The organism is Priestia sp. TRM10 (genome assembly GCF_057808375.1).
Genome location: NZ_JBJZOT010000015.1, coordinates 1,157,246 through 1,171,544, shown reverse-complemented (window position 1 = coordinate 1,171,544; position 14,299 = coordinate 1,157,246). Strand labels below are relative to the sequence as shown.

Sequence of the window (14,299 nt, the reverse complement as noted above, 5' to 3'; positions counted from 1 at the left end):
GTGAAAAGGAAATGTTTGTCGATCAGGTCAAAGTCTACGTAAGAGGTGGAGACGGCGGAAATGGAATGGTTGCTTTCCGTCGCGAGAAGTATGTACCAAATGGAGGACCAGCAGGTGGTGACGGTGGTAAAGGAGCAGACGTTGTCTTTGAAGTTGAAGAAGGACTTCGTACACTAATGGATTTCCGTTATAAGCGCCATTTTAAAGCAAAACATGGTGAAAACGGAATGCCTAAAAACCAACACGGTCGTAATGCAGAGCCGCTTGTTGTAAAGGTCCCGCCTGGCACTGTTGTAAAAGATGATGATACAGGTGAAGTTATCGCTGATTTAACAGAGCATGGTCAGCGTGCGGTCATTGCAAAAGGTGGTCGTAGCGGACGCGGAAATACGCGATTCGCAACACCGGCAAACCCAGCACCAGAGCTTTCTGAGAAAGGAGAACCAGGTCAAGAGCGCTATATTGTGATGGAGCTTAAAGTGCTAGCAGATGTCGGTCTTGTAGGCTTCCCAAGCGTTGGGAAATCAACCCTTCTTTCTATTGTATCTGCAGCAAAGCCTAAAATTGCTGCTTATCATTTTACAACAATTGCGCCTAACTTAGGTGTTGTAGAAACAGAAGATAATCGTAGCTTTGTGATGGCTGACTTGCCAGGGCTTATTGAAGGGGCACATGAGGGAGTAGGACTTGGTCATCAATTCCTTCGCCATATCGAGCGTACAAGAGTTATTGTGCACGTGATTGATATGTCTGGCATGGAAGGCAGAGATCCTTATGAAGACTACGTTACAATTAACAAGGAGCTTAAGGAATATAATCTTCGTTTAACAGAGCGTCCTCAAGTTGTTGTAGCAAATAAAATGGACGTGTCTGAAGCAGAAGAGAACTTAAAAGCGTTTCAGGAGAAAGTTGGCGAAGAAGTAAAAGTTATTCCAATTTCAGCTATTGCACGTAAAGGACTTCGTGATCTTTTATTCACCGTTGCTGATCTTCTTGAAACAACACCAGAGTTTCCTCTTTATAGTGAAGAAGAGCTTGCAAATCAACATGTTATGTACAAGTTCCAAGAGGAAGATAAAGAGTTCCATCTTACACGTGATAGTGAAGGAGCTTATGTACTTTCAGGTGAGAAGATTGAGAAACTATTCAAGATGACAGACTTCTCAAGAGATGAATCTGTACGCCGTTTTGCTCGTCAGCTTCGAGGCATGGGTGTTGATGAAGCATTGCGTGAACGTGGAGCGCAAGATGGGGATATTGTAAAACTTCTTGAATATGAATTTGAATTCTTAGAGTAGATGGTAAAAGGGAACAGAGAGGGGAGTTCTCGTTGAAGAAAATCGATCAGAAATTTTATTTAGTTCGGGAGGATGTCTTACCAGAAGCAATGAAGAAGACGCTTGATGCAAAACTTCTGCTTGAACGTGGAAAGGCGGACTCAATTGCTGACGCTGTACAGCTTGTTGATTTAAGTCGCAGCGCTTACTACAAGTATAGAGAAACGGTATTTCCGTTTCATACTATGGTGAAAGAACGTATCATCTCGCTTTTCTTCCACTTGGAAGACCGCTCTGGTACTCTTTCACATCTATTAGGTCTTGTTGCTTCAAGCGGGTGTAATGTATTAACAATTCACCAGACTATTCCACTGCAAGGGCGTGCAAATGTAACCCTTTCACTAGATGTTTCTGGTTTAAAAACAGATCTAGAAGACCTTCTTTCGAGATTGCGGGCATTGGAATTTGTTGATAAAGTAGATGTATTAGGCTCGGGAGCTTAATAAAAACAGCTTGACGATCAATCAAGCTGTTTTCTTTACATATTAAATTTTGAAAAATAAAAAAATAAAGACATAGGAGAGAGAACTGTGAAGAAAGTTGGATATTTAGGACCAGAAGCAACATTTACACATATTGCCGTAGAATCTGTTTTCAAACAGATAACCTCACATCCGTATCGCACCATTCCTTCGTGCATTGATGGCGTAACAGACAGAGAAGTAGATTATGCGGTTGTTCCGTTAGAGAATGCTCTTGAAGGCTCCGTAAACTTAACACTCGATTATTTAATCCATGAAAAACGTCTGCCAATTGTAGGAGAGATTGTGCTGCCGATTCGTCAGCATTTTATGGTGCATCCTAAATATGTAGATGAGTGGCAAAATGTTGAAGGCGTATATTCACATCCACATGCAATTGCTCAATGTCATAAATTTCTTCATGATACATTTCGTAACACACCTCTACATGAAGTAACATCAACGGCCTATGCAGCAAAACATGTTTATGAAAAGGAAGATGAGAAGATAGGGGCAATTGCAAACGAGTTTGCGGCGAAAAAATATGGATTACAAGTTGTCAAAAAAGATGTGCATGACTATGATCATAACACAACGCGTTTTCTCATTTTAAATCAAGAAAATGCCCCACTAGAACAAACACTTTTAGAACATAACGGTTATAAAACAACGCTGATGATTACACTATCTGAAAACCCAGCAGGAGCCCTACACCGCGTGTTGTCTGCTTTTTCTTGGCGTAATCTTAACTTATCAAAAATTGAATCACGTCCAATGAAAACAGGACTTGGGAATTATTTCTTTATTATCGATATCGAGCAAAAGCTTGATGATGTATTGATCCCTGGAGCAATTGCTGAAATCGAAGCATTAGGGTGTAACGTAACTCTTTTAGGAAGCTATCCTTACTACATTATCAAATAGGAACCTAGTATAGCTTAGGAGCCTTTTAGCTATAAAGAAAAGAACGCTTGTAGTTCCAAGCGTTCTTTTTTCTGTAGCTAAAAGTATTTTATTCTTCGACTAAAATACCTGCCTCACGCAAAGCGTCACACGCTTCATCAAGCTGTTTTGAGGAATCAGCTTCAACTGTGTGAAGGTGACCGCCTTTTGTTAGTTCAAGCAAGAAAGCAGCTTTCGCTGAGCGGATTTTATCAATAAAGTTCGCGACATCTTTGCGATTGCGAAGACCAAGCGAAGCCGTAAGCTCTCCATAAACAGAATGTTCAACAATTACATCTTTTACTGTAACACCATGGTCAACAAGGAGAAGAAGCTCGCGTTCCGATTCGTCTGGGCCGTGTTTACAAGCAATAATGCGCGTTTGTTTTTGCTCTGCTTGTGTTCTCGACATATAAAGATAGCCTTGACTTGTTGCCATAATAGGCTCGTTTCGCGCTTTTAATAGCGAGATGTCTTGTACGATAACTTGTCTACTCACATTTGTACGTTTTGATAGGTCACTGCCTGTTAACGGAGCGTTCGAATCTTTTAACCATTGAAGCAAAAGGTCTCGTCTTTTTTCCCCTAAAATCTTTTTTTGTTCATCCTTCATTTTTGAACTCCTTTATGAGGTTGTTAATAATTTTAAGCAGTCTGTAAAAGCTTTAATGTCTTCAATCGTTGTTGAAGTACCAAATGAAATGCGAAAAAGCTGTTTACTTTCATGAACGTTTTTTCCCATTGCTATCATATATGGGGAAGGTTCCTGCTGTCCAACAAGACAAGCGCTTCCTGTTGAAATGGCAATATTGTACTTATTGCACCATAGCATAACATACTGACCTTCTAAGTTCTCCATCTTCATTCCAACGATAGAAGGAAGAGCATCAGGAGGGCTTATAATTTCAGCTGATACAGGGATATGATTGATAAGCTCTCTTCTTAAGTTTACATGACTGTTGTAGGTATCCGCCAATATTTTCTTTTGTTCCTGCGCAGCAACAGTAAACGCAACAATACTTGGCAAATCAATCGTACCATGGTGCTTTATTTTAGGAATTTCTTTAGAAAGATAAAGAGCACCAGTTCCTTTTGGTCCATATATTTTATGACTTGCGATAGATAAGCTTGTAATGTGCATATCTCTTACATTAATAGGAAGTTTCAAGAAAGATTGAACTCCATCACAGTGGAAAGGGATGTTGTGCATTTTTGCAATCTCTCCAATTTCTTTTACAGGATGAATCGTTCCAAGCTCATGATTGACGTGTTGAATTGCGATAAGACATGTGGCATCTGTAATACATTCACGCAAGTTTTCAAGATTAATTGTCCCATCTTCTCTAATGGATACATAAGAGATATCATATCCTTCTTCTTCTAGTGTATCCCAAAGACTCAGAAGTGACGAATGTTCGAGCTTTGAAGTAATAATATGGTTTTTAGAAGAGGGAGAACTCCCTAATATACTCCTAACAGCAAGCAAGTTACTATCAGACCCACCGTTTGTAAAATATATTTCTTCCTCGCTAGCTTGGATATAAGAAGCGAGTTCACCCTGACACATTTTCATCATTTCTTTCGCTTTTATTCCTTCATCATGAAGGCTATTTGTATTTCCATAAAATTTTTTAGCACTTTCACAATAAGCCTGTAGCGCATTTTTACTTATTGGTGTTGTTGCAGCATAGTCTAAATAAATCATTTTTGTTTCTCCTTTATAAAAATCAAAGTCTTGTATTTTATTAAATAATATGTAAATATAGGTGTCAAGACACATGTAAAGTTAAGGGGTGGTGATTATGATATATGATGTCATTTTGATTGGAAGTGGCCTTGCAACACTTGTGACAGCAGCGAAGCTATCAGATAACAAAAAGATTCTTGTCATTACAAAGGATGAATTGAAACAAAGCAGTTCTAGTCTTGCACAAGGTGGAATTGCTGCTGTTATGTCACCTGATGATCATTGGAGGTATCACTATGAAGATACTTTAAAAGCTGGTCATTATTACAATGATAAGAAAGCAGTTTCTATGCTCGTTAGAAGAGCTCAAACCGAAATAAACATCCTAATAAATGAAGGAATGACCTTTGACAAAGAGAATGGCCAAGTGGCTTTAGGTATGGAAGGCGCGCATAGCAAACGACGTATTTTGCATGCTGGTGGTGATGCAACAGGGAGAGAGCTTGTTCGCCATTTCCGAAAAAAAGTATGTGGTCAATCAAATATAACAATCGTAGAACACGAGCCTGTTCATACATTACATATTGAGAATGGGTATTGTATTGGTGTGTTCACCGAAAAAAAACATTATTACGGCCGCCATACTGTACTAGCTTCAGGTGGATGTGGAGGTCTTTATCGTTTTAGCTCAAATCCAGATGAAAACAGAGGAGACGGAATAGCTCTTGCTTACCGTGCAGGTGCTACATTAAAAGATCTTGAATTTATCCAATTTCATCCTACTCTTCTTCATAGAGATGGAAAAGCATTTGGACTAGTTTCAGAAGCTGTAAGAGGAGAAGGCGGAAAGCTTATAGATGAAAATGGAAAGGCTGTTATGGATCATCATCCCCTAAAAGATTTAGCACCTCGTGATATTGTTGCACAAACCATTGATATGAAGTTAAAAAAGGGAAGCAAAGTATTTTTAGATATTACAAATATCTCAAACTTCCCAGAACGCTTTCCAACCATTCATCACAATTGTGTAAAAGCATTTGGGTATCAGCCTTCTTTACTTCCTGTCGCTCCTGGTGCGCATTTTCAACTAGGTGGAATTGCTGTAAATGAAAATAGCGAATCATCCATTCCTAATCTTTATGCAATTGGAGAAGTTGCATGTACAGGAGTTCACGGAGCAAATCGACTGGCAAGTAATTCTTTATTAGAGATTCTTGTTTATGGAAGTCGCTTAGCTGCTCATTTAAACAATGAAGGAGAAGGCAATATTCAAGGAAGCTTTTTTACACCACTCAAACCGAAAAAAACAATAAAAATAACCTTGCCATCTATTCAAGAGATTCAAAGAAATCATGAAGAGGGAGCTGGGATTGTTCGGTGTAGGGAAGAACTGGAAAGATGCATGAATTGGTGTGCTCAATATCTAGAAAAAGTGTCAGAAGAAAAGCTGTACCTTTATGAGCGAGATGCAATCGAAAAAATCAATATGCTTAGAACAAGCTTTCTTATTTTCTTGGCTGCTTTGGAACGCCGAGAAAGTTTAGGCGTGCATATGCGGAGTGATACAAAAGAGATAGGTCAGCGAGAATTTATCGGATAGGAGATAGAATCATGAATGAGTTAAAAGTGAAAGAAAAGTTAACCGAATTTTTAATTGAAGATATTGGATGTGGGGATCTAACGACTAGCTCTCTTCCAAACAAGGATCAGTGGATTCAAGGTCATTTTATTTCAAAAGAAGACGGTCTTTTTGCAGGAGAAGAAATTATTAAGTTAGGTTTTTCATTGATTAGTAAGGATGTTGAAGTGATTCTTTTTAAACATGACGGTGATCGCGTCATGAAGGGAGATATTATCGCTTCTGTTGAAGGGACTTTTTCAACACTTATGGCTGGGGAGCGAGTGATTTTGAATCTTGTGCAGCGAATGAGTGGAATTGCGACAATGACAAATGAATTTGTACATGTTCTTGATGGCTCAGGAATCCGGATTTGCGATACAAGAAAAGTTATGCCAGGTTTAAAAATATTTGATAAATACGCTGTGACATGTGGTGGGGGCTATAATCATCGCTTTGGTCTTTATGATGGAGTGATGTTAAAAGACAACCATGTAGCTGCCGTAGGATCAACAGGAGCTGCAATTAGAGAAGTTCGAGGGCGAGTTGGTCACATGATTCGTATAGAAGTAGAAATTGAAACAGAAGAAGCGCTTCTCCAAGCAGTAGAGGCGAAAGCAGATATCATTATGTTTGATAATCGTTCTCCAGAAGAAATTAAGAGCTGGATGAGGCACGTTCCAGACGATATTATTACAGAGGTTTCGGGAGGCATTACGCTCAAAAATATTCATCAGTATAGAGAAACAGGTGTGAACTATATTTCAATCGGTGCATTAACACATTCTGTTTCAGGACTTGATATTAGCTTTAATATTGCCTCACAGAAGGAAGGGGAAGGAAAATGAGCATTTTAGCAGGTTTTGAAGAGAAGTTATCGATCATTCCACAAAAATATAAGGAACAAGATGAGAAAGAACTTATTGCAACTGTTAAGCGAGTAAAGAAAAACCTTGGCGATAGATTGTTTATTCTCGGTCACCATTATCAAAAAGATGAAGTTATCCAGTTTGCCGATGTGACAGGAGATTCTCTTGCTCTATCAAGAGTCGCTTCAGAACAGACAAAAGCAGACTACATCGTTTTTTGTGGTGTGCATTTTATGGCTGAAACCGCTGATATTTTAACAAGTCCTCACCAGCAGGTAATTTTACCTGATATGCAAGCAGGCTGTTCAATGGCCGATATGGCAAACCTTCAACAAACAGAAGTAGCATGGTCATATCTTACTGAACAGTTTGGAGACACGATTGTGCCGCTCACATATGTAAACTCAACAGCTGAGATTAAATCATTTGTTGGCGAAAATGATGGAGCAACGTTAACAAGTTCAAATGCAGCCAAAATTGTGCAGTGGGCGCTCGGTAAAAAAGAACGAATTTTATTTCTCCCTGATCAGCATCTCGGAAGAAATACAGCGTACGAGTTAGGTATTTCGCTAGAAGAGATGGCTGTATGGGATCCAATTCAAGAAAAGCTTGAATATGAAGGTAATTATGAAGACATCAAAATTATTTTATGGAAAGGGCACTGCTCTGTTCATCAAAACTTCACAGTGAAAAATATTAAAGCATTGAGAGCAACACATAGCGATATTAATATTCTTGTTCATCCTGAATGTTGTTATGAGGTTGTTCAAGCCTCGGACTATTCGGGCTCAACTTCTTTTATTATTGATAAAATTAATGAAGCTGAAAAAGGATCAAAGTGGGCGATTGGTACGGAAATGAACCTTGTTAAACGATTGATTGATAACAACCCTGACAAACAAATTATGTCCTTGAATCCTTATATGTGTCCATGTTTAACAATGAATCGAATTGACTTACCACACCTTGCATGGGCGCTTGAGAGCATTGAGGATAACAAGCCAATCAATATTATAAAAGTTCCTGAAGAAGTGCAAAACGGAGCATTAGCAGCTATTGGAAGAATGCTCTAATATAAGAAAAGGATGAACTCTTATGTGAGAAAAGGAGCTCATCCTTTTTAATGTTTTTCCACCTTATGAATAAATGTTTTTTTACAAGCATATGTTGTGAGGAAGTCTGAATTAGCAAGACACCCAGTCTGAATATACATTGTAAAGATATTGTTGCAGGAGGGGAAAAACGTTGAAAATCCATATCGTCCAAAAAGGGGATACCCTTTGGAAAATTGCAAAGAAATATGGAGTTGATTTTGAAGAAATTAAAGAAGTCAATTCACAGTTAAGCAACCCTGATATGATTATGCCAGGAATGAAGATTAAGGTGCCGACAAATAGTATACAAATTAAAAATGAAATGCAAAATATGGACCATCCGTATAAAGAAATGCCGCAAAAACAACTTCCAATAACAGAGATTGATACAGATGAACAAATGACACAACAACCGCAGCAACAGATGCCACAACAATCTTATAATGAACTCCCAATGATGCCGCAACAGCCTTATAATGGCCCTTATAATGGAGCACCAATGATGCCGCAACAGCCGAATAATATGAACATGCCACCTAAAAAAGAAATGCCAATGATGCCGCCAAAGGAGATGCCTTCTTCTCCTAAAAAAGAAATGCCAATGATGCCGCCGAAAGAGATGCCTTCTTCTCCAAAAAAGGAAATGCCAAAAATGCCGAAGATGCCAAAGATGAAACCGATGTTTCCTGAGATTGACGTCAACAATTATTACAACCTAAATGTTCAACTTCCGGCACAAGAAATGCCTAAAAAAGAAGAGCCAAAGAAAGAAGAGCCAAAGAAAGAAATGCCTAAAAAGGAAGAACCGAAGAAAGAAAAACCAAAAAAAGAAGAGCCAAAGAAAGAAGAGCCAAAGAAAGAAATGCCTAAAAAGGAAGAACCGAAGAAAGAAATGCCTAAAAAGGAAGAATCAAAGAAAAAAGAGCCAAAGAAAGAAATGCCTAAAAAAGAAGAGCCGATTGAAATTCCAAAAGTAGAGCCGATGCCAATACTCGATTTTGAAGAATCTTATGAGGACAATGAAAGCTTCGAAATGCCGATGATGCACCAACAGATGCCAATGATGCCGCAAATGCCGATGCAACATTGCATGCCAGTGCCGTTAACACCAGTAATGCCAGGATGCGGATTTAATTATATACCATGTTATAATCCATGCATGCCGCCGATGCCTGTTCATATGCCAATGAATGCTCCATATCCGAATACACCATATCCATATGAACATCAAATGCCTAATATGGGAATGCATCATATGGAGGATGAAAATGATAATGACAGTGATGAATACGTAATGGGAGCACAGCATGATTACATGCCGATGCCACAGCACTACCACCATCCTGTTCAAAATCCATATATGCCAATGCACCAAATGCCTGCTCAAAATCCATATATGCCAATGCATCAAATGCCTGCTCAAAATCCATATATGCCAATGCATCAAATGCCTGTTCAAAATCCATATATGCCAATGCACCACTATGGAGAACAGATGGGAATGCAGTATCACGATCCAAACGAACAGATGCATCAATACGGCATGATGCACGGTCAACAGGAGGATTGTGGGTGTGGTGGTATGTCACAGCCTTATTATCCACAGCCGCAAAGTGAACAAGGATATTACCCACAAAGTTTTGCCAATATGGGATATGAGGAGCCAATGCCACAATCGCCAGACCATCAAATGTTCGGTATGCCTCGTTATGAGGAAGACGATGATTAATAATAGGAAATTAGAAAAAGGCGAGGTCGTTTACGATCGCCTTTTTCTCTATCTTTTAAAAAAGAAGGGAATCGAAGTTGGAAAAGTAAGTCGTATTAGGCCTCATGTTTTGAAATTAGAGTCCAAAACAGGAAGATATGTAATGAAGAGGTACAAAGAAAAGGAAAAGATTATTCACACTTATAACTTATTACAAGAAGCTTCAAAAAAGTCTTTCACCAAAAGTATAAATTTTATTCCTTATCCTGATGGAACGCTCACCTTTTCATATGAGGGAGCGTATTGGGCACTTATGAACTATAGAGAAGGACGAGCGCTTAATTATTATAAGAGAAGCGAGCGAAAGGAAGCACTTAGCCTTTTAAGCTCTTTTCATAACAGCACAAAGGCAAACAATACGTACAATCTTGCACCTTTATTACTTGAGGAGAGATGGGAAAAGAGACTCTCTTACTTCGAGCAGAACTCCACTTTTCTTCATCAAAGAGAGCGAGAAGACATTCTATATGATGGAGCTTTTCTTCTTGGAAAAATACGAGAAACTTCATTGATTCACCCTTCTCTACAAGCAATTAATCATGGTGATGTTGCTTCACATAACTTTTTAAAAAGTGCAGATATGGTGCGCTTAATTGATTTTGACCGTGTTCACTATGATTCTGTCTTCTATGATTATTTACAATTGACAAGGCGTTTTTTATGTTATACAAATGCTTCTCTAACTCCTTTATTCCTACATAATGAGCTTCTTTCATGGTTTAGAGAGCCTCGCTTCCTATATGCTTTGCTCTATCAAGATGATCTTTTCAAAGCATGGCCAAAACTTCTTCAAAAAAGCAATCGAAATGAAATAGAAAAAGCCCTTATTTTAAATAAATTAAGGAAGAGAATGCTTATACCACAAATTCAGTTTTTTCTTAGCAGGATTCGGTGAATCTGTACAAATGGATAAAGATATTAAAAGAGGAGAAGCTATAACTAGATTGTTTTCAAAAGTTTTTAAAGAGGTGAAGATACGATGAATCGAACCTATCAAAGCGCCCTTCTTCTTTTAAGCTTGTCACTTTTTCTATTTGTAGGTTCACAAGCTTTAGCCAAAAATGGTGAAGATGAGAAAATGACCATTTTATTAGAACGCATCTATGTAGATGGAGTAACAGAAGAAGAGATTATAGAAGTTAATAGTGAAAATAGAGAAGGAATGTATGAGAAATTCAAAAGCTGGGAACTTATTGACGAGCAAGATGATCAAGTAGTTTTTCAAAAAGAAGTGGATGATATCTCGCCGCTTTTAAAAGAGAACGGATATATTGGGATGGACAGAGAAGGAATTTTATCTGTTTATGAAGGTGCACCCCACCAGAAATCAACGCGGGTTATTCAATCATTTTTTCAACTTGATGTAGAAATGATGCAAAGCTTTGATTATAAAAAGCTAGAAGATGGTATTCGGATTCAAACGAAAGAGCAATACACAGCATTGCTTAATTTTTATAAAACCTTCTCCAAAAAAACAACAGCAACAAAAACAGGGTAGTGAAAGACGCTGCCCTGTTTTTTGTTGTTTGAAACTACGCTAATATTGTGAAGTTATGATAAAATAGAACACAGTGAATGTTAGCTCACACGGACGCACGAGCTCTCAATTTGTTAAAGGAGAGGAATTTTTTGTTTGACTATATTAAAGGATATGTAACATACCTTAATCCTGAATATGTAACGGTAGAAAACGGAGGGATAGGATATCAGATTTTTACCCCAAATCCGTTTTTATTCCAAGTTAACGAGATGGAGGAAATTACGGTATATACGTACCATCACGTACGTGAAGATATAAGCGCGCTTTTTGGTTTTTTATCGCGCCAAGATAAAGATTTATTCAAAAAACTCCTTAGCGTCTCAGGAATTGGGCCGAAAGGAGCGCTTGCTGTCCTTGCTTCAGGTGATACGGCAGGGCTTATTCGAGCGGTAGAAGAAGAAAATGAAAAGTTTCTGGTGAAATTTCCTGGCGTTGGTAAGAAAACGGCTCGTCAGATGATTTTAGATTTAAAAGGAAAGCTAAATGATCTAGCTACAGACGAAACGTTTACACTGTTCACTCATGAAAAACATGAGCAAAGAACAGAAAATGAAAAAGCAATGCAAGAAGCAAAAGAAGCGCTTAAAGTACTGGGATATGCAGAACGTGAAATCAATAAAGTACTGCCAACACTTGCAGGAGAGAATTTAGCGACGGATCAATACATTAAGAAAGCATTGCAAAAGCTTTTAAAATAAAGGGTGATTAAATGGACGAAAGAATTGTGACAGGAGATGCTTTGAACGAAGAAGCGCTCGTGGAATATAGCTTACGCCCACAAACTTTACAGCAGTATATTGGACAAGATAAGGTGAAAAGTCATCTATCGGTTTTTATTAAAGCGGCGAAAATGAGGGAAGAAACACTCGATCATGTTTTATTATATGGTCCCCCTGGTCTCGGTAAAACAACACTTGCAGCCATTATTGCAAACGAGATGGGCGTGAATTTACGGACAACTTCAGGTCCTGCAATTGAACGCCCAGGAGATCTTGCGGCTGTATTAACGAGTCTTGAACCAGGAGATGTTTTGTTTATTGATGAGATTCATCGTCTGCATCGTTCAATTGAAGAAGTTCTCTACCCAGCGATGGAAGATTTCTGTTTAGACATCGTTATTGGAAAAGGGCCAAGCGCTCGTTCTGTAAGGCTTGATTTACCGCCGTTTACGCTCGTTGGCGCCACAACAAGAGCTGGGCTTCTTTCAGCACCTTTACGCGATCGTTTTGGTGTATTAAGCAGATTAGAATATTATAAGGAAGAAGATTTACAAAATATTATTGTGCGTACAGCTCAAATCTTTGATGTGGAAATTGATCCACGGGCTGCTACCGAGATTGCGAGACGGTCAAGAGGAACACCCCGAATTGCTAACCGTCTATTAAGACGTGTTCGAGACTTTGCCCAAGTTGAAGGGGAAGGTGTAATCACAAAAGAACTGGCAGATACGTCTTTAGAGCTTCTGCAAGTAGACCGTTTAGGCCTCGATAATATTGACCATAAATTATTAATGGGGATTATTGAAAAATTCCGGGGAGGGCCTGTTGGTCTTGATACCATTTCCGCTACAATTGGAGAGGAAGCTCATACAATTGAAGATGTGTATGAGCCCTACTTGCTTCAAATTGGTTTTTTACAGCGAACTCCGCGTGGACGTGTTGTAACAAACTTAGTTTATGAACATTTTGGAATTGAGGTTAATGAATAGTGGGCGAAATTGCAAAGTTATTAATGGGTGCTGGAGCAGTTTTACTTTTGCTTGGGATACTGATACAATTTATCGGCAAGCTTCCCGGAGATATCTTGATTAAAAAGGGAAATACAACATTTTATTTTCCGATTGTAACATGCATTATCGTCAGTGTTATTTTATCGCTCGTTTTTTTCGTGATTAATCGATTAAAATGAATATGTAATATAATAGGAACAGGTGAAAGAGATGAAAGTAGATTTATTTGATTTCCACTTACCAGAAGAGTTAATTGCGCAAACTCCATTGAAAGAGCGCGATAAGTCACGCTTAATGGTATTAGATAAAAAAACAGGTGAGCTTGCTCATGATCACTTTTACAATATTGGAGACTACTTACAAGAGGGAGACTGTCTTGTTTTAAATGATACAAGAGTATTGCCTGCTCGGCTTTTTGGCACGAAAGAAGAAACAGGTGCAAATATCGAAGTTCTTCTTTTGAAACAGGAAGAAGGCGATGTATGGGAAACGCTTGTAAAACCAGCAAAACGTGTGAGAAAAGGGACAGTTATTACGTTTGGAGATGGTCGTTTGAAGGCCATTTGCCAAGAAGAAATGGATCAAGGCGGAAGAATGCTAGAGTTTCACTATGAAGGCATTTTTTATGAAGTATTAGAAAGCCTTGGAGAAATGCCTCTTCCTCCATATATTAAAGAACGTCTAGAAGATCGTGAACGATATCAAACTGTTTATGCTCGTGAGCAAGGTTCTGCGGCGGCTCCAACAGCTGGCTTGCATTTCACTGAAGATTTGATTGAACAATTGAAAGAAAAAGGAGTTCATATTGCATTTATTACGCTTCATGTTGGTCTTGGCACGTTCCGACCTGTAAGTGCTGAAGATTTAGAAGAACATGATATGCATGCTGAATTTTATCAGATGACAGAAGGAACAGCTGCTCTTTTAAACAATGTAAAAGAGCAGGGAGGACGCATTGTGTCTGTTGGTACAACGTCAACTCGTACACTTGAAACAATTGCTTCTAAACACGAGGGTCAGTTTGTAGCTTCTTCTGGATGGACGAGCATTTTTATCTTTCCAGGCTATGAGTTTAAGGGGATTGATGGTATGATTACAAACTTCCATCTTCCAAAGTCAACGCTTATTATGCTTATTAGTGCACTTGCAGGGAGAGAAAATGTTCTTCATGCTTACAATAAGGCCGTTGAAGAGAAATATCGTTTCTTTAGCTTTGGCGACGCAATGTTTATTCGATAAAACTTAAAAAGGGAA

General features: G+C 38.6%; 14 protein-coding genes and 1 pseudogene. 13 read left to right on the top strand and 2 right to left on the bottom strand.

The window, feature by feature from the left end:
• The first annotated feature begins 11 nt into the window (after positions 1-11).
• The 3 genes from obgE (at position 12) to pheA (ending at position 2,722) form a co-directional block, all read left to right on the top strand.
• Positions 12-1,298 (top strand): GTPase ObgE, encoded by a 1,287-nt coding sequence (obgE, locus tag ACK3CR_RS22810; protein ID WP_488976137.1) that lies wholly within the window; start codon positions 12-14, stop codon positions 1,296-1,298.
• Positions 1,299-1,330: 32 nt separating this feature from the next.
• On the top strand, positions 1,331-1,780 hold the full coding sequence (locus tag ACK3CR_RS22805; RefSeq protein WP_019391341.1) for an ACT domain-containing protein: 450 nt from the start codon (positions 1,331-1,333) through the stop codon (positions 1,778-1,780).
• Positions 1,781-1,867: 87 nt separating this feature from the next.
• Complete coding sequence (pheA, locus tag ACK3CR_RS22800; RefSeq protein WP_243517432.1) at positions 1,868-2,722, top strand: prephenate dehydratase; 855 nt, start codon at positions 1,868-1,870, stop codon at positions 2,720-2,722.
• 88 nt (positions 2,723-2,810) lie between these two features.
• Here the strand turns inward: pheA and ACK3CR_RS22795 are convergent, their stop codons facing one another.
• Together ACK3CR_RS22795 and ACK3CR_RS22790 are read right to left on the bottom strand one after the other, a co-directional pair.
• Entirely contained in the window at positions 2,811-3,353 is a 543-nt protein-coding gene (locus ACK3CR_RS22795) for a transcription repressor NadR (RefSeq protein ID WP_111921960.1), read from the bottom strand.
• A gap of 12 nt (positions 3,354-3,365) precedes the next feature.
• Positions 3,366-4,445, bottom strand: a complete 1,080-nt coding sequence (locus ACK3CR_RS22790) for an IscS subfamily cysteine desulfurase (protein ID WP_488976136.1) — start codon at positions 4,443-4,445, stop codon at positions 3,366-3,368.
• Between the two features lie 97 nt (positions 4,446-4,542).
• Between ACK3CR_RS22790 and nadB the strand changes: the two genes are divergently transcribed.
• The 10 genes and pseudogenes from nadB to queA all read left to right on the top strand — a co-directional run bounded on the left by nadB (position 4,543) and on the right by queA (position 14,284).
• Positions 4,543-6,027 carry an L-aspartate oxidase gene (nadB, locus tag ACK3CR_RS22785; protein ID WP_488976135.1) on the top strand — a complete coding sequence of 495 codons (1,485 nt, stop codon included), beginning with the start codon at positions 4,543-4,545 and terminating at the stop codon, positions 6,025-6,027.
• An 11-nt stretch (positions 6,028-6,038) separates the two neighbouring features.
• Positions 6,039-6,893, top strand: a complete 855-nt coding sequence (gene nadC / locus ACK3CR_RS22780; protein WP_430237820.1) for a carboxylating nicotinate-nucleotide diphosphorylase — start codon at positions 6,039-6,041, stop codon at positions 6,891-6,893.
• A complete protein-coding gene (nadA, locus tag ACK3CR_RS22775) occupies positions 6,890-7,987 on the top strand; it encodes a quinolinate synthase NadA (protein WP_488976134.1) in 1,098 nt (365 codons plus the stop codon). The genes nadC and nadA overlap by 4 nt, the downstream gene beginning before the upstream one ends.
• 172 nt (positions 7,988-8,159) lie before the next feature.
• Positions 8,160-8,307 (top strand): annotated as a pseudogene (safA, locus tag ACK3CR_RS22770) (SafA/ExsA family spore coat assembly protein); the annotation flags it as partial.
• 1,422 nt (positions 8,308-9,729) lie between these two features.
• Complete coding sequence (locus ACK3CR_RS22765; protein WP_488976133.1) at positions 9,730-10,671, top strand: phosphotransferase; 942 nt, start codon at positions 9,730-9,732, stop codon at positions 10,669-10,671.
• A gap of 84 nt (positions 10,672-10,755) precedes the next feature.
• Positions 10,756-11,274 (top strand): BofC C-terminal domain-containing protein, encoded by a 519-nt coding sequence (locus ACK3CR_RS22760; protein ID WP_488976132.1) that lies wholly within the window; start codon positions 10,756-10,758, stop codon positions 11,272-11,274.
• Positions 11,275-11,405: 131 nt separating this feature from the next.
• Positions 11,406-12,014: a Holliday junction branch migration protein RuvA gene (gene ruvA, locus ACK3CR_RS22755; protein WP_243517453.1), complete on the top strand. Its 609-nt coding sequence runs from the start codon at positions 11,406-11,408 to the stop codon at positions 12,012-12,014.
• Positions 12,015-12,025: 11 nt separating this feature from the next.
• Positions 12,026-13,024: a Holliday junction branch migration DNA helicase RuvB gene (gene ruvB, locus ACK3CR_RS22750; protein ID WP_488976131.1), complete on the top strand. Its 999-nt coding sequence runs from the start codon at positions 12,026-12,028 to the stop codon at positions 13,022-13,024.
• Complete coding sequence (locus ACK3CR_RS22745) at positions 13,024-13,224, top strand: DUF2905 domain-containing protein (RefSeq protein ID WP_019391353.1); 201 nt, start codon at positions 13,024-13,026, stop codon at positions 13,222-13,224. Before ruvB ends, ACK3CR_RS22745 begins: the two co-directional genes overlap by 1 nt.
• A gap of 31 nt (positions 13,225-13,255) precedes the next feature.
• Positions 13,256-14,284 carry a tRNA preQ1(34) S-adenosylmethionine ribosyltransferase-isomerase QueA gene (gene queA, locus ACK3CR_RS22740; protein ID WP_243517454.1) on the top strand — a complete coding sequence of 343 codons (1,029 nt, stop codon included), beginning with the start codon at positions 13,256-13,258 and terminating at the stop codon, positions 14,282-14,284.
• Positions 14,285-14,299: the final 15 nt, after the last annotated feature.

Coding starts and splice junctions, on each gene's coding strand:
- obgE (WP_488976137.1), top strand. CDS start 12: ATGTTTGTCGATCAGGTCAAAGTCTACGTAAGAGGTGGAGACGGCGGA.
- queA (WP_243517454.1), top strand. CDS start 13,256: ATGAAAGTAGATTTATTTGATTTCCACTTACCAGAAGAGTTAATTGCG.
- ruvB (WP_488976131.1), top strand. CDS start 12,026: ATGGACGAAAGAATTGTGACAGGAGATGCTTTGAACGAAGAAGCGCTC.
- nadC (WP_430237820.1), top strand. CDS start 6,039: ATGAATGAGTTAAAAGTGAAAGAAAAGTTAACCGAATTTTTAATTGAA.
- ACK3CR_RS22795 (WP_111921960.1), bottom strand. CDS start 3,353: ATGAAGGATGAACAAAAAAAGATTTTAGGGGAAAAAAGACGAGACCTT.
- nadB (WP_488976135.1), top strand. CDS start 4,543: ATGATATATGATGTCATTTTGATTGGAAGTGGCCTTGCAACACTTGTG.
- nadA (WP_488976134.1), top strand. CDS start 6,890: ATGAGCATTTTAGCAGGTTTTGAAGAGAAGTTATCGATCATTCCACAA.
- ACK3CR_RS22760 (WP_488976132.1), top strand. CDS start 10,756: ATGAATCGAACCTATCAAAGCGCCCTTCTTCTTTTAAGCTTGTCACTT.
- ACK3CR_RS22765 (WP_488976133.1), top strand. CDS start 9,730: ATGATTAATAATAGGAAATTAGAAAAAGGCGAGGTCGTTTACGATCGC.
- ACK3CR_RS22790 (WP_488976136.1), bottom strand. CDS start 4,445: ATGATTTATTTAGACTATGCTGCAACAACACCAATAAGTAAAAATGCG.